Source organism: Gottfriedia acidiceleris (assembly GCF_004138285.1).
GTDB classification, from domain to species: Bacteria; Bacillota; Bacilli; order Bacillales; family Bacillaceae_G; genus Gottfriedia; species Gottfriedia acidiceleris_A.
Map to the genome: position 1 here is coordinate 257,536 of NZ_SCFN01000001.1, position 19,661 is coordinate 277,196.

Consider the following 19,661-nt stretch of genomic DNA (forward strand, 5'->3'; position numbering starts at 1 on the left):
TGAATAAGCCTAACGTACTCAAAAAAAATGGTGAATAAGAGAATCATAGGGCAAGTATAAAGAGGAGGAAGAAAAACAATGAAGAAAAAGACAGCTGGAGTATTATTTGCATCATTATTAACAATTTCTACTGCGCTTGCAGGTTGTACATCTGACCAAACAAGCAGTAGTACAACAGGTACAAAAGCAAAAGCAGGGGGAACTTTAGTCGTAGCTAGACTATCTGATGCGACTACACTAGATCCACATTTTATTACTGATATACCATCAGCAAACGTTGTTTATGAAAAAGTATATGAAACATTAGTTGAACCAGATAAAAATATGGAGCCACAACCTCTTTTAGCAACAGAATGGAAGCAAGTAGATAACGTGACTTGGGAGTTCAAATTACGACAAGGCGTTAAGTTCCAGGATGGATCACCATTTAATGCAGATGCAGTTAAAACAAATTTTGATCGAGTACTTGACCCAAAAACTGCATCACCTCAGGCTGGTAAATTTGAAATGATAAAAGAAGTTAAAGTGGTAGACGATTCAACTGTTCAATTTATTTTGAAATACCCATATGCTCCACTTTTATCAATTTTAATGAGTAATGAAGGAAGTATTATTAGTCCAAAATCAATTAAAGAAAACAGTGATAAAATTGGACAAAATCCAGTTGGAACTGGTCCATATGTATTTAAATCTTGGAAATCAGGTGAAGAAATTAAAATTGAAAAAAATAAAGATTACTGGGGAAATAAACCTAAAATTGATGGTGTAGTCTTTAAAGTAGTTCCTGAAGATGCTACAAGACTAGCGATGATTGAAACTGGTGAAGCGCATGTAACTGACCAAGTGCCTGTAACAGAAATCGATCGTATTGAAGCTTCTGACACAATGGATTTATACCGTACAGATGGACTAGCTGTCGAGTATTTAAGCTTCAATACAAAGAAAAAACCATTTGATGATGTTCGTGTTCGTAAAGCAATTGCACATGCAATTGAAGTAGATTCAATTATTAAAGGCGTATATAACGATGTAGGAACAAAAGCGAATTCAACAATGAGTCCAAAAGTATTTGGATATGATCCGAATATTAAAGGTTATGATTACGATATTAATGAATCTAAGAAGCTATTAAAAGAAGCAGGAATTAAAGATGGCCTAACATTTACACTTACCACTAGTGACCGTAAAGAAAGAATAAATATGGCTGAAGTAATTCAATCACAATTAAAAGGTATTGGTATTAATGTAAAAATCCAAGTTCTTGAATACGGAGCTTATATTGATACAATCGCGAAAGGTGAACATCAAGTTGCGATTGGTGGATGGGGAAATGCTACTGGTGATGGGGACTATAACCAATTTAACTTATTTGATAGTAAATCCCAAGGCGCAGCAGGAAATAGTTCATTCTATAGTAACCCAGAAGTTGATAAATTAATTGAATCAGCTCGTCAAGAAGCGGATTCTGAAAAACGTAAAGAACTTTATGCTCAGGCACAGGAAATGGAAAACAAAGATGTACCATATGTACCTATTCGCAACTATGAGCATTTAGCAGTTACTGGCTCATCAGTTAAAGGACTTTGGTTAAACCCAGCAAGTTATTTAATGCTTGATGATGTAACAGTGAAATAAGTAATTCAATGAAACAGCATAATTAAATTATGCTGTTTCAGCTTTTAAGGAGAAGTTTGCAATAGGAGGAAAAAAAATGATTGATTTGTTATTAGTAAATGGAACCGTTATCACAATGGACACAGAAAGAAGAATTATCGAAAATGGCTCCGTTGCAATTCATAATGGGAGAATTGTAGATGTTGATTTGACTGAAAACTTGAAAACTAAGTATGAGGCTAAAAAAGTAATTGATTGTAGTCATCAATGTATTTTACCTGGATTAATAGATGTTCATGGTCATGGTGGTCATTCGATGTTTAAAACAATTGCGATGGAGAATATCGATTTTTGGATGCCGATTATGACAAACACATATAAGCATTATGTGACGGATGATTTTTGGTATTACGAAGGAAAGCTATCTGCACTTGAAAGATTAAAAGCGGGAATTACAACAGGAGTTAGTGTGTTAGGATCAGTGCCAAGATCTGATGATCCAATATTTGCTATAAACCATGCGAGAGCTTACAACGAAGTAGGAGTTCGTGAAGTAGTTTGTACAGGTCCGTGTAACCCACCTTGGCCACATTCATTTAGTAGATGGGTTGATGGGAAAAGAATTGAAAAAGAAGTTACTTATGAAGAAGTGTTAAAAGGAGCAGAAGCGGTTATTGAAGCTTTGAATCATGCGAATGAAGACAGAACGAGAGCCTTTATTACGCCATTTGTTATCGTCACGTCTGTTGACCCATCAAATCCAACATCTCCAGATCGACTATACGGTTTAACAAAACATGATCTTTATCAAGCTAAAAAAATAAGAGAGATTGCTAGGAAATATAATACAAGAATTCACTCAGATGCATTTGGTGGAATGATTCATTTAGCAATTCAAGATAAAGAAAATGCGCTATTAGGTCCTGATGTCCATCTTCAGCATTGTCGAGGAATTTCATTCGACGAAGCCAAAATATTAGCTGAAACTGGTACAAATATTAGTGCTTCTCCAGGTTTTGGACAAGTTAATGCACGTACACCAATCACGGAATTAATTGAAATGGGAGCAACTGTTGCGATTTCTACGGATGGTACCTCACCATCTACGAGCTTTGATTTATTCCAAGCAATGAGGAAAACACAGTTTGTACATCAAGCAGCGCTCAGAGACTATTACTATTTACCACCTGGCAAACTTTTAGAAATGATCACGATTGATGCAGCAAAATGTATTGGCTGGGATGATGAAATTGGTTCACTTGAGATTGGAAAAAAAGCAGATGTTATCACAGTTAATCTTCATCAACCACATTTGACTCCAGAGTATATGCATGTTCATCGTTTAGTATTTCAAGCAGTGGCAAATGATGTAGACCACGTGATTGTTGATGGAAAACTTATTATGGAAGGCAGAAATGTACATACCGTTCATGAAAGCACTGTATTAAATGAAGCAAATGAAGAAGCTTTTGCAACGATTAAACGAGCTGGATTAGAAAAATATATGCAACCTACAAAGTATTTCTGGGGTCATGCCCGTGCCTACGTTGACGAGATGAGATATGTTGAAAACTAAAATAAATTTTTCAAAATCGAAGGGAGAAAAAATGAAAACGAAGCTAAAGGGAAGATATGTAATTGGTTTTGACGGAAGAGAACATGTCATATTGGAAAATGCAGAGATTGTATATGAAAAAGATACAATTTTGTTTGTTGGAAAAAACTATACGGAAGTAGTAGAACAAGTAATTGACGTTGGAAATGCGATCCTTAGTCCTGGTTTTATTGATTTAAATGCGCTAGGTGACATTGACCATGATATTTTGCATTTAGAAGCTAATTCAAATAGACAAAAAAACCTCCTTTGGTCTGAGGAGTTTGTAAAGAGTGGGCATCATGAGCTAATGAGTGAGGAGGAAGAAGCATTTAAATCTTTATATGCATATTCTCAACTTATTTTAAATGGAATTACTACTGCTATGCCGATTACATCCGTTTTTTACAAAAATTGGGCTGAAACTTTTGAAGAGTTAGAAGCTGCAGCGAATCATGCGGGAAAACTAGGGTTGAGAATTTACCTTGGACCAAGCTATCAAGCTGGAATCAGAGTAGTCGAACCAGATGGAAAGGTTAAAATTCATTGGGATGAAAAAGCTGGCGAGGAAGGATTAGAAAGAGCAATAAAGTTTATTAAAACCTTCGATGGTGCATTTGATGGATTAGTCAGAGGGATGTTAGCTCCAGAAAGAATAGAATCACAGACTGAAGAAATTTTGATAAAAACAAAATATTACAGTGACAAATTGAACGTTCCAATCAAGCTCCATGCTGCGCAAGGAAGTTTTGAATTTAATACAATCTTAAAAGAACACGGAGTTACACCAATTAAATATTTATATAATCTTGGATTCTTAGGTCCAAATACAGGAATACCACACGCTCATTTTGTATCAGGTTATAGTGGAGCGAATTACAATATTGATAATGACATTTCACTCCTGAAAGAAACAAATACTACTGTTATCCATTGTCCACTTATTATAGGAAGACACGGAGAAGGTCTTGAATCGTATGCAAAATATAGGAAGGAGGGAATCAATATTGCATTAGGTACCGATACTTTCCCTCCAGATATTTTTCAAAATGTACGTACTGGTAGTATGCTTTCAAGATTTGTAGAAAAAGAAGTTGAAGGTTCTACATACGCTGATTTCTTCAATTCTATCACTCTAGGAGCAGCGGCATTTCTTAATCGTGAAGATATAGGTCGAATTGCTATAGGAGCAAAGGCGGATATCATTGCGATTGATTTAGATGGATTCCATATGGGCGTTATTGATGATCCAATTCGCACAATGTTTGTAAGTGGTTCAGGTAGAGATGTAAAACTATCAATTATAAATGGAAGAATTGTGATGCAAGATCAAGTAATTCCTAATCTTGATATGGAGGTATTAAAACAAAAAGGCCAAGTGTATTTTAATAAGATGAGAAGAGGGTATATGGAAAGAGATTACGAACAACTTCCTGAAAATGATCTATTTCCACCATCTTTTAAAAGGCTTGAATCAATTAAAGAACTAGAAGCAAAGTCAAATAATTGAAAAATAAGTAAAGAAACTGAAAAAACAGGTAAAGATATTCAAAAATAATTATCAGAATATTTTATATAATTAGATAAATATTTGTAAGACAAACTTTAAACAGGGAGGCAGTGCCATTGAAACTAAAATCGGGAATAGGTAAATTTTTTCTAGTACTATTTTCTGCGGTCACAATTACAGGATGTTCATCTAATCAAGACGTAGGTACGAAAGCAAATGGACAAGCAAATGATTCAAAAGGAGGAAGCACGCTAGTAATTGCTCGGTTATCAGATGCCGAAAATTTAGATCAGCAATTTATGTCTACAATAAATGCAGCAAGCGTTACCCATCATAAAATTTATGAAGGTCTAGTCCAGCGAGATAGTAATAACGAAATTCAACCAATGCTAGCAGAGTCATGGAATCAAATCAATGATACAAATTGGGAATTTAAACTACGACATGATGTGAAGTTTCACGATGGTACACCATTTAATGCAGAGGCTGTAAAGAAAACATTTGATCGTTTATTAGATCCTAAAGTTGCTTCACCAAGAGCTGTTGTATTTAAAATGGTCAAAGAAGTAAAAGTAGTAGATGAATATACAGTTCAATTTATTTTAAGTGAGCCTTTCGCGCCTCTACTTTCAATTTTAGCAAACCATGAAGGTGGAATTATTAGCCCTAAAACAATCGATAAATATGGTAAGAATATTATTCAAGAACCAAATGGAACAGGTCCTTTTAAATTTAAATCATGGTCCCCAGGTCAGGAAATTACATTAGTTAAAAATGAAGATTACTGGGGGAAAAAACCAAAGATTGACAAGGTTGAGTTCAAGGTTGTTCCAGAAGACTTAACAAGAATTTCAATGATTGAAACAGGAGAAGCTCAAATTGCAGAACCACTCCCAATAGCAGTTATGAATCAAGTTGAATCATCCTCGGCTATGGAAGTGTACCGAAGTGAAGGCTACGGAACAGAGTATATTGGATTCAATGTAACAAAAAAGCCGTTTAATGACGTACGTGTACGTAAAGCAATCGCTCATGCAGTTGAAATGGATTCGATTATTAAAGGTGTATTTAACAATGTCGGTAAAAAAGCGAATTCAGCAATGGGCTCAAAAGTATTCGGATACGATGAGCAATTAAAAGCATACAATTACAATTTAAAAGAAGCTAAGAAACTATTAACAGAAGCTGGTTATCCTGATGGATTTGATGCAACGATCCTAACGATGGATAGTAAAGAACGAGTAAATTTAGCAGAAGTTATTCAATCACAATTAAAAGGAATTGGCATTAATTTAAAAGTACAAGTGATGGAATACGGTTCGTTCGTTGAAAAAGTTAATAACGGTCAATCAGAAATGTTTATTATTAGCTGGAGAAACGCAACAGGAGATGCTGATTACAATCAGTACAACCTATTCCACTCAGACTCACGCGGCGCTGCCGGAAACACATTCTTCTATAGCAATCCAAAAGTTGATGAATTAATTAACTCTGGAAGAAAAGAAAAAGACGAAGCAAAACGTAAAGAAATTTACGCAAAAGCACAAGAAATTGAAATGGATGATTCACCTTATATTCCTGTAAGAGTAATTGAAAATGTCGCTGCAATCTCGAAAAATGTAAAAGGCTTCTCAATCAGCCCTTCAGGCTATTTAGAGATTAATGATGTGACAATTAAATAATCTGATTTTTCTGCAAGTGAAAGTTCATCCTTATTTAGGGGTGAACTTTCTTGCATGTAGAAATTTATCTTTTGATATAGAGTTTATTTTGGTTAATGTAGCGGTTAAAAATTTTTTGATAAAAAGTTTAGACTATTCTTAAACACGATTATAGAATTTTAATTTTTGTTTTTAGATTTTTAAAATAATTTAATCTATTTTTTTGATCTTTTACTATATTTTTTCTGATTCATGACATAATTGCAGCTTTCTTGATTTGTATTGAAGATGGGCTTTTTTACTAGAACTTCCTTTGAAAGCTTATACTAAAGTACTTTAAAGATTAACTGTTTTTTTTATGAATAAGTTGATTGGAACGGAAGGATGCTCGACTCCTATGGGATATGCGGGAGGCCTGAGACCCCACAGGCGCGCGCCGAGGAGTCTCAGGTCTCGCCCCATGGAAAGCGAGCATCCTGTAGTGGAAATCAACCAACGCAAACTTATTTAAAAAAGGTTTACTTTACATTGATTGACTTAGACAATTAGTAAAAATAACTTAAAAATATGTAAACATACTAAAATCAAAATATTTCAAACAGACTTATAATTAAATAGAATCAAAATTTAATGTGGGATGGAAGGGTGAGTATATTGTCAAAATCGTATTGGTTAACAAATGTGAGTCTGGAAAATGGTTTTACTTATAATGACAATGAAGTTATCAACGGAACTGCAACTGGAAAGTACAATGTTAAAATTGAAAATGGAAAAATTGCTTCTATTCAATTAGTTAGTGATTTAATTACAGATCAATTGCCTCAATATGATGTGCAAGGCCTTCTAATGGTTCCTTCATTTAAAGAAATGCATATTCATATTGATAAAACTTATTATGGTGGACCATGGAAGGCGTGTATGCCAGCAACAAATGGTGTAAAAACACGTATTGAAGAAGAACAAATTTTATTACCAAAATTATTACCAACGGCTAAAGAAAGAGCAGAAAAGATGCTAGATCTATTATTAAGTTACGGTACTACTCACATTCGTACACATTGTAATATTGATCCAGTTATCGGATTAAAAAACTTAGAAGCAACTTTACAAGCTTTAGAAGGATATAAAGATAAATTAACACATGAAATTGTTGCATTTCCACAACATGGACTTTTAAGAAGTCATTCTGTCGAACTAGTAAGAGAAGCAATGAAATATGGAGCAAATCTAGTAGGTGGAGTTGATCCAGCTTCAATCGATGAAAACATCGAACGTTCACTTGAGACGATTATGGAGATAGCAGTTGAATCAAATTCTGATATCGATGTTCATTTACATGACCCAGATCATCTTGGATTATTTACAATGCAAAGATTAGCAACATTAACTGAAAAAGCAGGATGGCAAGGAAGAGTTACAGTAAGTCATGCAAGTGGTTTAGCAGATCTTTCTGTTCCAGATGCGACTGCAATTGCTGAGAGATTTGCTGATTTAGGAATTTCGATTACTTCTACGGTTCCAATTTTTAGAACAATTCCAATTCCTTTACTAAGTGAAAAAGGCGTAAAAGTCGAACTAGGCAATGACAGCATTACAGATCATTGGACTCCATTTGGAATTGGCGATAATCTTGAAAAAGTTGGACGACTTGCTGAAAGATTTAGATATATTGAAGAAAAAACACTTGCTAATAGTCTTGGATTTATTACAGGCGGAGTAACTCCTTTAAATAATGAGGGTGAAAGAGCATGGCCAAATGTAGGCGATGAAGCAAATATCGTACTTGTAGAAGCTACTTGCACAGCTGAAGCAGTTGCGAGACGAGCAAAACGAGCTGCAGTTATTTTTAAAGGTAATGTTGTAAGTGGTTCAATTTCTAATCTTGAATCAACAACAGTTTAAGTTTTATTAAAGAGAGTGATGAGATGAATCAATCATATTGGCTTAAGAATGTAAAACTTGATAGCGGATTTGTATTTGAAAATGGAAAAATTGATCGTACTGAGACTACTCTTTACAATTTACTAATTAATGATGGGAAAATTGAACAATTACAATTGGCTAATTTTCCATTACAAACAGATTTACCAGTCCAGGACGCAAAAAATTTACTTGCTTTACCTACTTTTAAAGAAATGCATAATCATTTAGATAAGACTTATCTTGGACTTCCATGGAAGGCTTGTATTCCTGCTGCAAATTTAGTAGAGAGATTAAATTTAGAAGCGGCCGAACTTGTTGAACTAGCTGAAACAGGTCAACATCGTGCTGAACAAATGCTACATCTATTATTAAAAGGTGGCGCAACCCATGTTCGAACACATGTTAATATTGATCCGTATATTGGCTTGAAAAATTTAGAAGAAATTCAAAAAGCACTTTATACGTATAAAGATAAAATGACCCACGAAATTGTTGCTTTTCCTCAGCATGGATTACTTCGAACAAATAGCAAATCATTTATGAAAACAGCGATGAGAGAGGGAGCAACGATTGTCGGAGGATTAGATCCTGGTGGTATTGATCAAAATATTGAACTTTCATTATTTGAAATGGTTGATCTAGCAGTACAATTTGATGCTGATATAGATATTCATATTCATGACCCGGGCCATCTTGGTTTTTATACAATACAAAAACTAGTTTCATTTATTGAACAAGCTGGTTGGTATAATCGCGTAGCAATAAGTCATGCATTTGCGCTAGGTGACGTACCGAAAAATGAATCAGTTGAAATGGCTAGTAAACTAGCAAGCTTAAACGTATCGATTATGTCGACTGTTCCGATTAACAGAGTAATGCCTCCTGTTGATTTACTACATTCAAAAGGTGTACAAGTTGCTTTAGGTTGTGATGGTTTCTATGATTCTTGGTCTCCACATGGAACAGGAGATATGTTAGAAAAAGCTGGAAGATTAGCTGAGAGATACAATTGGAAAGATGAATACGGGCTATCTCAAACGTTGCAATTTATAACTGGTGGTATAAAGACTCTTGATGAAAAAGGTAACCAGTTATGGCCAAAGGTTGGAGATGAAGCAAGCGTGGTTTTAGTAGATGCATCATGTTCTGCTGAGGCTGTAGCAAGACGAGCAAAACGTGCTGCTGTAATTGCTAATGGAAATATTGTTTATGGTGGACTGGATTACGAAGCAGCTTTGAAATAAAGTAACAATAGATTACAAGAAGAGGTGAAATTCATGAAATCTAGCTATTGGTTAAAAAATGCTCGATTAGAAATTGGGTTTGAAAAAGAAGACGGAAAAGTGATTGGTACTGCTACTGAATTATTTCATCTATTAATTGAAAATGGAAAAATCACTCGAATAACAAAAGATGAAACAGCTATTACTAGTGAATTTACAGTTCAAGATGCAGACGGATTACTCGTTTTACCTTCTTTTATTGAAAAGCATGTACATCTTGATAAAACGTTAATGGGAGATGTTTGGAGAGCTTGTACTCCAACTTCTAGTGTGATTGATCGATTTGAAAATGAAAAAATGGTTTTACCGACAATTGCTTCAAGTACGAAGGAGCGTGCAGAAGCTTTACTTGAAATCCTTTTAGCTTCAGGCTCTACACATGTGAGAACACATGTTGATATTTACCCAGAGGTTGGAATAAGAAATTTAGAGCAAGTCGAACAAGCATTAACTAATTATTCGAACCAACTTAGTTCCGAAGTTGTTGCATTTGCTCAGCATGGATTATTAAGGTCAAATGCTTTCAATTATGTGAGAGAAGCTTTAAGAAATGGAGCAGGAATTGTTGGCTCAGTTGATCCTGCTATTGTAGACCAAAATATTGAAGAATCACTATATCAACTTTATAATTTAGCAGTTGAAGCTGATGCAGATATTGATATTCATTTACATGATCCAGGTCATCTCGGCACTTTTACGATGAAACGCATAGTAGAATTTACTAAGCAAGCAGGCTGGGAAGGAAGAGTAGCAATCAGTCATGCATTTGGTATAGGAGATGTCCCAAGGGAAGAGGCATTTGACCTGGCAAATAGCTTTAGAGATGCAGGAATTTCGATTGTCACAAGTGTACCTATTAATAGACAAATGCCTCCAGTGGATTTACTAAATGAACGCGGAGTAGAGGTAGCTGTAGGTAATGATAATATTTTTGATGTTTGGTCTCCACTCGGAACAGGCGATATTCTTGAAAGAGCGGGAAGACTAGCTGAACGCTTTAGATGGATTGATGAAGTATCTTTAGCGCAAACATTAAAATATATTACAGGTGGAAAAACTCCATTAGATATTAATGGAAACCAAGTATGGCCAAAAATAGGAGATTTGGCAAATCTAGTATTGGTAGATGCAAGCTGTTCAGCCGAGGCTGTTGCTAGGCGCGCAAATCGTAAAGCAGTAATTTATAACGGGAAGGTCGTTAGTGGTTCCTTAAGTGAAGAAAGATTGATTCGTAAATAATAGAACAATTAGAAAGAATGGGATAGGGAAAAGTTAAGTGGGCTTTTAGCTAAGCCCACTTAGCTTAGATTAAAAATGGATGCCAAAAGCCTCCCCAAGGAAAATAAACATCCAAACAATGGACTTTAAACTACCTATCCTGTCCGGAAAAATAGGAACAAAGCTTTGTAAAAAGCCTAAATAATAGAAGAAAAAGGATCTCTAGAATTTTCTAGATTTCCTTTTTCATTTATTCACTTTAAAGAAAGGATAAATTGGGAATTAGGAAGATTATTCGACGTCGTAGCCAATTTTAGGAATTAAGTATAAATGCAACTACGCCTCTGTCTTCGCCTAAAGGCTCGTCAGTCGACGAGTTTTCTTTAAAATAATTCGAGAAAGCAGGCTGTAAAATGGTTCGTTCTTATCTATTATTACTTTTTTGTGTAATCTGTTGGGGAAGTAATTTTATTTTTGGTTCAATCCTAGTAAAAGAATTTCCACCAGTTTTTTTGTCAGCGTTAAGATTGTGCTTTATATTACTATTTATGGCTTTCTATGGATTAATGAAGAAAAAGTGGAAAAAGATTAAAACAAAAGATTGGTTTATGATTATTTTACTAGGGTTAATTGGTACTTGTATTAATCAATGGTCATTTTATTCCGCTTTAGAAACAACCCATCCTACAACTTCTGCATTAATACTTGCGCTTGCTCCTCTTACTACATCTTTTTTAGCTTCAATATTTTTAAAAGAAAGACTAACAAAAGGTTTTGTATTAGGTTCAATTATAGCTTTTATAGGTGTCTTTTTTGTAATTACAAACGGACAAAAACTTCAAATTACAATTGGCTTGATTTGGATTTTTCTAACAATGCTCACGTTTTCAATCTCAATTATTATGATTAAAAAGCTAACGGAAAGCTATGAATCCACCACAATTACGCTTTACTCGAATTTTATTGGTTTTGGAGGTTTATTACCGATTGTGCTTTTTTCAGAAACAACTAGGGCATTGAGTAAGGATGTGATGCCTTGGATACTATTAATTGTAACAGCGATTGTTATGCATGGGATTTGTACTTTAATTTGGAATCATCAAATTCAAATTGTCGGAGCATCAAAAGCGGCTATGTTTCTTAACTTAGAACCCTTTGTTGCAATGCTAGTTGGATTGATTGTTTTAAAAAATCATATTACTTCATCTCAGTTTTTAGGTGGAGCACTCATTATTATTGGTGTTTTTCTTTCAACTTCATTAAAATGGAAAAAGGCGATTAAAGACCAAGTCTATATAGAAGACACAAAGAATTTTTAAGTAAGAGGAGGAGGAAACTATGAAAAACGTGAGAGTTTCTACTACTCTTTTTTCATCGGTTCAATGGCTATTTTTTATTTTTGCGAATACGATTGTAGTCCCCATATCAATAGGAGCTGCATTTCATTTGCCTTCAGATGTTATTGAAAGTACCATCAGAAGTTCACTGATCTTCACTGGTATTGCATCCGTTTTACAAGGATGGATTGGTCATAAATATCCTGTCATGGAGGGTCATTCTGGTTTATTATGGGGAGTTATGCTGAATCTAGGGTTATCAGCCTCTGCTTTTGGGTTAAGTTATACAGAAATTGGAGGAGGAATGGCAACAGGATTTATTGCAGCAGGTATTGTCACATTACTTTTATCTGCATTTAATATGATTTCATTTCTTCAAAAAATCTTTACCCCAATGGTTATGACAGTTTATTTATTTTTACTTTCATTTCAGCTTATATTTGTATTCTTTAAAGGAATGCTTGGAATTACGAGTAAAGGTGAAATCAGTATATCAACCAGTATACTTTCTTTATGCATCGTATTATTTGTTAGTATTTTAAAATTAAAAGGTTCTCGTATTATTAGCAATTTTTCAATATTAATTGGCATTATCGTAGGGTGGTTATTCTACTCGATTTTATTTGGATCAGATGCAAAAGAAGTAGGGGCAGCAAGTGCTCAATTTTCTTTATTCCCTTTAGGAGCACCTAATTTAGAAATAGGTATAATCGCGATCTCATTTTTTGCAGGAATTATGAATTTAAGTAATACATTTGCATCAATTAAAGCTGCGTCTGATTTATTAAAAGAAGAAGCAAATACAAAACAATATCGTTTTTCACTATTTTTCACAGGTAGCTTCACAATTATTGCTGCATTATTTGGAATTGTTCCATACACTCCATTTACATCATCACTTGGATTTTTGCAAAGTACACAAATATATGAAAGAAAACCATTTATATATGGGGGAGCACTGCTAGCAATAATTGGCGTACTTCCACCATTAATTTCATTTTTAGCAACTATGCCTGTGACAGTTGGAAATGCAGTATTATTTGTTGCATATCTTCAATTGTTTGGAACAGCATTTAGTAGTACAAATGGAAAAGTATTTACATCAGATACAATTTTTAGACTGGCAGCTCCTGTTTTAGTTGGGGTAAGCTTAATGAATATTGCTCCTGGAACATTTGGAAATCTACCAATGATTGTTCAACCATTTTTAACAAATGGACTAATTATGGGTGTAATTCTTTCAATTTTATTAGAGAAATCGATTAACTGGAATCAGTTTGAGAAGGTAAAAGGATAAAAAATGGCTCGGGGAAAATATACCCGAGCCTATTTAAATGCGGTTCTTACTTCTAATCGCAATTAGATTAAACTTTTAAAATATATACCCTTATGCAACTAACCCATTTGATAGTTGAACAAATGATAGGCTGATTTTAAATGGATAGAAAATCGAAGACGTTAGTTATTCACGTCCCTATTTCTTGTTAAAATAGTTTCACTTCTAGAATCTATTTTATTCTAGGTTTTCCAGTTGAACGTCTAACAATTAAATGAGGTTTGATTGTAGTTGATACAGAATTAATTTGTTTCTCTTTATTTTCAATCAAATTAATTAGATGTTCCATAGCCAGATTACCTAGAGATTGACTTAAATGAGTTCCCACTGTTGTTAATTGAATAGATGCATGGGCAGAAAACTCGATATTGTCAATTGCACCAATGCTGATATCTTCCGGTATTTTAAATCCTTTACTAAGTAGGAAATCCATACATGTTAAAGCGATAGCATCTGTGGCAGCGACAATGGCTGTTGGATATTCTATATCTGAAAATAACTCTTTGCAGGCTTGTACGATGGATTCTACACTTGTATCGGTTGTTTTTATCCAGTCTTCACGAACCGCTAATTTATGTCTACTAGTCTCCATTTTAAATCCTTCTAAGCGACCGTAAAAAGTAGAAGCTTGTAGTGGCCCACCTATATAGGCTAGATTCTTATGTCCTAATTCTATCATATGATCTGTAATTAATTCTCCAGCTTTTACGTTATCAATCTCAAAATAGTTTGTCCCACACGAATGCTTCCGATTGAACGTCACATACGGTTTGCCTTCCAAACTTTCTAAAATGGGAAAAATAGAATCATTCAATAAAATAGAGGACATTATAATTCCATCAACAGGGGCACTTAAAACTTGGTTATAAAGCATTTTATCGTTATCCATTTTATGGAAATAAACGAGCACGTTATATCCGTTTTTTGCTGCAATAGATACAATTCCGCGAGTAGATTCTTCATAAAATGGATCGTGAATATGTCCTGTGATTAACGCAATCATGTTGGTTTTTTTTTTCACGAGATTTCTAGCAATCATATTAGGATGGTAGTTTAATTCCTTAATTGCTCTCTCTACTTTCGCTACTGTAGATTGTTTGATATTTTTAGATCCATTTAATACGCGAGAAACAGTAGATTGAGAGACTCCAGCTAACCTCGCAACATCGTGGGACGAAACCAAATAAATCACTCCAAGCTCATAGAATAAAAATTGAAATAATAGTAAATTAATTTGAAAAAGGCAATGAATACATCTGATATACGAATTCCTTTTACTGCCAAAACCAACATAAACTGTGTAAGTTTTCAGAGACTATTCCTCATTATAGCAAATAAAATAGAATTTGATTAGGACTTTTATGGAAATAAACGAGATTTTTGAATACGTATTCATGAAGTAAGGATGAATACGGAATTATTATTTAGATTAAATCGCCAAATATATTGATAAAAAAGGATTGGATCAAAGGTGTTCATACCGAAATCATCATAATTTGTAATCATACTTTGATAATCAGGGAAATTGGTTATATTTTTTGTCGAAAAATAAATATTTAAAAAATGCTAAATAGTAAAAATTGTTTGACACTTATTTATCATGAAGTTTATTATTAATACGTATTCATAAATTAGGAGGGAAACATGAAACAGAATCTTTGGATTAACGGACTACATATGGAAACAGAACATTATTCAGAATTACTTTCTCCCTATTCAAGTGAAAAGATTTCAGACATTTCAATAGCGAATAAAGAGCAAACTCAAAAAGCAATACAAGCAGCTTATGATGCTAAAGAAGTAATGGCTAAAATGGCTTCTAATCAACGAGCAGCCATTTTAGAGAAGGTTTCGCAACTTCTTGAAGAAAATTTAGAAGAAGCGGCGAAAGTAATTGCTCTCGAATCAGCTAAACCGCTTATCTTCGCTAAAGCAGAAGTAATAAGAACCATTGAAACTTATAAATTTGCATCAGAAGAAGCTAAACGAATTCATGGAGAAACAATCCCCTTTGATGCGGCAGTAAGTGGTGTCGGAAAAATAGGATACACCGTTCGAAATCCAATTGGTGTTATTGGAGCGATTACTCCATTTAATTTTCCTATGAATCTAGTTGCACATAAAGTGGGACCTGCTATAGCTTCAGGGAATACCGTAGTATTAAAGCCAGCTTCACAAACGCCACTCTCTGCATTTTATATAGCTGACTTGTTCAAAAAGGCAGGTCTCCCGGACGGTGCGTTAAATATTGTTACGGGACCAGGCAAAGTGGTAGGTGACGTAATTGTAGAAAGTGATCTGGTTAGTATGGTGACTTTTACAGGAAGCTCTTCAGTTGGAATTGCACTTCGGGCGAAGGCAGGGCTTAAGAAAACAACTCTTGAACTAGGTTCAAATGCAGCATTAATCATTGATGAGGGCATTGATGTAAAAAAGACAATTGATCGTTGCTTAATGGGTGCATTTTCGAACCAAGGGCAAGTATGCATCTCTTTACAGCGTATATACGTACACGAAAAAATCTATGATGAGTTTGTTTCGCAGTTTGCAGAAGCGGCTAGCAAACTTAAACTAGGAGACCCTCTAGATCCTGAAACATATGTTTCATCTCTTATTTCATCGAATGATTTGGATCGTGCTTTAAGCTGGATCGAAGAAGCAAAAGCACAGGGTGCGACTATTGCTTCAGGTGGTAAAGCGCAAGGTAATATCCTTGAACCAACAGTTATTTTAGATGTAACGAGTAACATGAAGGTATCATGTAATGAAGTTTTTGCTCCAATTGTTTCAATTTGTAAAGTATCATCAGTTAACGAAGCAATAGATGCTGTGAATGATTCCCGATATGGGCTGCAAGCTGGAATATACACAAATAATGTTTCCAATGCACTGAAAGCAGCAGATGAATTGCACGTTGGTGGAGTAGTTATTAATGATGTCCCAACGTTCCGTGTTGATCAAATGCCTTATGGCGGCGTAAAAGAAAGTGGAACAGGACGTGAAGGATTGAAATATGCAATTGAAGAGATGACTGAAATGAAACTGGTTATTTGGCATAAGGGATAAATTACTTGCAACGACTAAAATGATTTTAATTTTCAAGTGTATCGTCTAGCTTTATTGTTTTTTTAGACGGTACACGTTTTTGGATTTATTTATCGGCTCTCAAACTAAAATTTGAAATGAAGGTATGGGGAGTTATAAATAATAGTCATGCTTAAGCCCTATTTAAAAAAGACTTAGTATTTGAAATGCAACTATCAAAGAAAAAATTATTATAAAAATGGAGGAATCAAAAGATGGGTAAGCAATTAACCTCAAAAGAATGGCAAGAAAAACGTGATAAATATGTAGTAAAAGGAGTTAGTAATGGAAATCGAGCAATCGCTGTAAAAGGCAAAGGAGCGACACTATACGATTTGGAAGGAAAGAAGTTTATTGACTTCGGTGCGGCGATAGGAACAATTAACGTGGGACATTCACATCCAAAAGTAGTAGCAGCTATAAAAGAACAAGCAGAAAAGGTCATTCATCCTGGTTTCAATGTCATTATGTACCCGTCATACATTGAAGTTTGTGAAAAATTGTGTGAAGTATCACCAGGAAATTTTGCGAAAAAAGCAATTTTACTAAACAGTGGTGCTGAAGCAGTTGAGAACGCTGTGAAAATCGCAAGAAAATATACAAAACGCCAAGCAGTTGTCACATTTACTCGCGGATTCCACGGCCGTACATTAATGACGATGACAATGACGAGTAAAGTAAAACCATATAAACTTGGTTTTGGTCCATTTGCACCAGAAGTATATCAAGCACCATATCCATATATGTATCGTAAGCCAGAGGGCATGACTGATGAACAATACGAAGCAGATATGATTGCACAGTTTGATCAATTTTTTGTGGCAACAGTTGCACCAGAGACTGTGGCGTGTATTGTCATGGAGCCGATTCAAGGAGAAGGTGGATTTGTTATACCGCCAAAATCATTTGTAAAACATGTGCGTGAATTTTGTTCAAAACATGGTATTTTGATGGTTGCAGATGAAATTCAAACAGGTTTCGCAAGAACTGGAAAATTGTTTGCGATGGAGCATTTTGAAATTGCAGCTGATCTTATGACTGCTTCTAAATCTATCGCAGGCGGTATGCCACTAAGTGCTGTTATCGGTAAGGCAGAAATAATGGATATGGCAGATCCAGGTGAATTAGGTGGAACATACTGTGGAAATCCACTTGCTTGTGAAGCAGCATTAGCAGTATTAGAAGTTATTGAAGAAGAACAATTATGTGAAAAAGCACAATGGATTGGAGAAGTACTTGAGAACCAAGTGAAAAAATGGCAAGAAAAGTACAACTTCATTGGAGAATTTCGCGGTCTTGGAGCCATGTGTGCAGTAGAGATTATAACAGATCAAAAATCAAAAACACCGAATAAAGAACTTACTACAAAAATTGCAAAAGCAGCAAATGAAGCTGGACTTCTATTACTTACTGCAGGTCTAGATGGAAATATCATTCGTTTTTTAAGCCCATTAGTGATAACAGAAGAGGAGCTTAGCGAAGGTCTTGCCATATTAGAAAACGTTTTAGAAAACGTATTAGTTTATTGTTAAAATTTTGTTGAATCTTAAACGTTCAATTATTTTCATATGTTCAAACTTTTTAAGAGTAACTTCCGAATGTGGAGTTGAATAGGACATGCTCGAGTCTTTTAAAGAAAGGTTTTTATAAAGAGTTTTATATTAACACAAAAAAAGGATAGGGTGAATATGGAGAAACAAAACAAAGGTTTACAACAAAATTTAAAGAACCGCCATATTCAGATGATTTCAATTGGGGGAATCATTGGGGCTGGTTTATTCGTAGGTAGCGGGAATGTTATTCATAGTGCAGGTCCATCAGCAATTGTTGCATATGTAATAGCGGGAGTATTAGTTGCACTTCTTATGAGAATGTTAGGAGAAATGGCTGCAGAGAACCCAGATAGTGGATCATTTTCAACGTATGCAAAAGAGTCGATTGGCCCTTGGGCAGGTTACACGATTGGCTGGTTGTATTGGTTTTTCTGGTTGATTACAATCGCAATCGAGGCGATTGCAGGTGCAAATATTATGAATTCATGGTTCCCGAGTATTCCATTATGGGGATGGGCTTTAATTCTTACATTTGTTCTTACACTCACTAATATTTTATCAGTGAAAACATTTGGAGAGTTTGAATATTGGTTTGCTATTACAAAGGTAGTGGCGATTTCAGCATTTATGTTATTAGGTCTAGCGATTTTATTTAAATTTATCCCTACAATTCAATCTCCGGGATTATCAAATTTGACACAACATGGCGGATTTTTCCCTAAAGGTGTGAGTGCAATATTAGGTGGGTTTATGACGGTTATGTTTGCATTTTTTGGATCTGAAATTGCTGCAATTGCTGCTGGTGAATCAAAAGACCCTCAAAAGTCTGTTGTTACTGCTATTAATTCTGTTGTTTGGCGTGTAGCATTGTTCTACATCGGATCAGTTACTATTTTAGTATTATTAATGCCATGGAATGACGCGAAATCGTTAAGTAGCCCATATGTAACGTTGCTTACAAATTTAGGGATACCTGGGGCTGCAACAATCATGAAGATCGTTGTACTATTTTCAGTACTTTCTTGTTTGAATTCAGCACTTTACACGAATTCTCGCATGCTATATTCCTTAGCGAAGCAAGGAAATGCTCCGAGAATTTTTACAAAAGTAAACAAAGGTGGATCACCATATTGGGCGGTCTGGGCAAGTTCAGCTTTCGCCTTCCTAGCTGCAATTTTTAACTTTATTTCACCAGATAAACTTTTTTCATTTCTCCTGAATGCATCAGGTTCAATTGCTCTTCTAGTGTATATTGTAATTGCAGTATCGCATGTAATAAAGAGAAGAGAAGCTGAGAAAAAAGGTACAGTGTTACGATTAAAAATGTGGGGTTTCCCATATATAACTTATATTTCCATCATCGCGATGGTCGTAATTTATTTCTCGATGTTCTTTATGAGTGGACTTCGCTCACAGTTCTATTTAACATCTTTAATTACAGTTTTAGTAATTTCTTCATTCTTCATTTTTAAAATTGGAAAGAAAGAGAAAGTTGAATCAAAACATGAAGAATTGATTATAAATAATTAATGCATGTGCTAGTTTAAT

Annotated in this window: 13 protein-coding genes; 12 read left to right on the plus strand and 1 reads right to left on the minus strand. The window is 34.8% G+C overall.

Translation table 11 applies throughout. From position 1 onward, the window contains the following. The first annotated feature begins 78 nt into the window (after positions 1-78). The 9 genes from EP747_RS01250 to EP747_RS01290 all read left to right on the plus strand — a co-directional run bounded on the left by EP747_RS01250 (position 79) and on the right by EP747_RS01290 (position 13,437). Complete coding sequence (locus EP747_RS01250) at positions 79-1,635, plus strand: glutathione ABC transporter substrate-binding protein (RefSeq protein ID WP_129688163.1); 1,557 nt, start codon at positions 79-81, stop codon at positions 1,633-1,635. A gap of 76 nt (positions 1,636-1,711) precedes the next feature. After that, a complete protein-coding gene (locus EP747_RS01255) occupies positions 1,712-3,190 on the plus strand; it encodes an amidohydrolase family protein (RefSeq protein WP_129688164.1) in 1,479 nt (492 codons plus the stop codon). A gap of 31 nt (positions 3,191-3,221) precedes the next feature. Next, positions 3,222-4,718 carry an amidohydrolase family protein gene (locus tag EP747_RS01260; RefSeq protein ID WP_129688165.1) on the plus strand — a complete coding sequence of 499 codons (1,497 nt, stop codon included), beginning with the start codon at positions 3,222-3,224 and terminating at the stop codon, positions 4,716-4,718. Between the two features lie 116 nt (positions 4,719-4,834). Further along, positions 4,835-6,400, plus strand: coding sequence for a glutathione ABC transporter substrate-binding protein (locus tag EP747_RS01265; RefSeq protein ID WP_129688166.1), 1,566 nt, complete (start codon positions 4,835-4,837; stop codon positions 6,398-6,400). 609 nt (positions 6,401-7,009) lie between these two features. Then, complete coding sequence (locus EP747_RS01270; protein WP_419179230.1) at positions 7,010-8,281, plus strand: amidohydrolase family protein; 1,272 nt, start codon at positions 7,010-7,012, stop codon at positions 8,279-8,281. 23 nt (positions 8,282-8,304) lie between these two features. Then, positions 8,305-9,546 carry an amidohydrolase gene (locus EP747_RS01275; protein ID WP_129688168.1) on the plus strand — a complete coding sequence of 414 codons (1,242 nt, stop codon included), beginning with the start codon at positions 8,305-8,307 and terminating at the stop codon, positions 9,544-9,546. 33 nt (positions 9,547-9,579) lie between these two features. Further along, on the plus strand, positions 9,580-10,824 hold the full coding sequence (locus tag EP747_RS01280; protein ID WP_129688169.1) for an amidohydrolase: 1,245 nt from the start codon (positions 9,580-9,582) through the stop codon (positions 10,822-10,824). 392 nt (positions 10,825-11,216) lie between these two features. Beyond that, a complete protein-coding gene (locus EP747_RS01285) occupies positions 11,217-12,122 on the plus strand; it encodes a DMT family transporter (protein WP_129688170.1) in 906 nt (301 codons plus the stop codon). A gap of 19 nt (positions 12,123-12,141) precedes the next feature. After that, on the plus strand, positions 12,142-13,437 hold the full coding sequence (locus tag EP747_RS01290) for a uracil/xanthine transporter (RefSeq protein ID WP_129688171.1): 1,296 nt from the start codon (positions 12,142-12,144) through the stop codon (positions 13,435-13,437). 211 nt (positions 13,438-13,648) lie between these two features. Here the strand turns inward: EP747_RS01290 and EP747_RS01295 are convergent, their stop codons facing one another. Beyond that, complete coding sequence (locus tag EP747_RS01295; protein WP_129688172.1) at positions 13,649-14,659, minus strand: LacI family DNA-binding transcriptional regulator; 1,011 nt, start codon at positions 14,657-14,659, stop codon at positions 13,649-13,651. A gap of 461 nt (positions 14,660-15,120) precedes the next feature. Here EP747_RS01295 and EP747_RS01300 point away from each other — a divergent pair, with 461 nt between their 5' ends. From EP747_RS01300 to EP747_RS01310, 3 genes are all read left to right on the plus strand, one after another. After that, the gene (locus EP747_RS01300; protein WP_129688173.1) at positions 15,121-16,542 is read left to right on the plus strand and encodes an aldehyde dehydrogenase family protein; all 1,422 of its coding nucleotides are present in this window, start codon (positions 15,121-15,123) and stop codon (positions 16,540-16,542) included. Positions 16,543-16,775: 233 nt separating this feature from the next. Continuing rightward, positions 16,776-18,092: a 4-aminobutyrate--2-oxoglutarate transaminase gene (gabT, locus tag EP747_RS01305; RefSeq protein WP_129688174.1), complete on the plus strand. Its 1,317-nt coding sequence runs from the start codon at positions 16,776-16,778 to the stop codon at positions 18,090-18,092. A gap of 156 nt (positions 18,093-18,248) precedes the next feature. Continuing rightward, positions 18,249-19,643, plus strand: coding sequence for an amino acid permease (locus tag EP747_RS01310; RefSeq protein WP_129688175.1), 1,395 nt, complete (start codon positions 18,249-18,251; stop codon positions 19,641-19,643). The last annotated feature ends 18 nt before the right edge of the window (positions 19,644-19,661 follow it).

Bases quoted from the DNA above. Each gene is read 5' to 3' on its own strand.
- EP747_RS01260 (WP_129688165.1), top strand. From the start codon at position 3,222: ATGAAAACGAAGCTAAAGGGAAGATATGTAATTGGTTTTGACGGAAGA.
- EP747_RS01300 (WP_129688173.1), top strand. From the start codon at position 15,121: ATGAAACAGAATCTTTGGATTAACGGACTACATATGGAAACAGAACAT.
- EP747_RS01275 (WP_129688168.1), top strand. From the start codon at position 8,305: ATGAATCAATCATATTGGCTTAAGAATGTAAAACTTGATAGCGGATTT.
- EP747_RS01250 (WP_129688163.1), top strand. From the start codon at position 79: ATGAAGAAAAAGACAGCTGGAGTATTATTTGCATCATTATTAACAATT.
- EP747_RS01255 (WP_129688164.1), top strand. From the start codon at position 1,712: ATGATTGATTTGTTATTAGTAAATGGAACCGTTATCACAATGGACACA.
- EP747_RS01310 (WP_129688175.1), top strand. From the start codon at position 18,249: ATGGAGAAACAAAACAAAGGTTTACAACAAAATTTAAAGAACCGCCAT.
- EP747_RS01285 (WP_129688170.1), top strand. From the start codon at position 11,217: ATGGTTCGTTCTTATCTATTATTACTTTTTTGTGTAATCTGTTGGGGA.
- EP747_RS01280 (WP_129688169.1), top strand. From the start codon at position 9,580: ATGAAATCTAGCTATTGGTTAAAAAATGCTCGATTAGAAATTGGGTTT.
- EP747_RS01290 (WP_129688171.1), top strand. From the start codon at position 12,142: ATGAAAAACGTGAGAGTTTCTACTACTCTTTTTTCATCGGTTCAATGG.
- EP747_RS01270 (WP_419179230.1), top strand. From the start codon at position 7,010: ATGTGGGATGGAAGGGTGAGTATATTGTCAAAATCGTATTGGTTAACA.
- gabT (WP_129688174.1), top strand. From the start codon at position 16,776: ATGGGTAAGCAATTAACCTCAAAAGAATGGCAAGAAAAACGTGATAAA.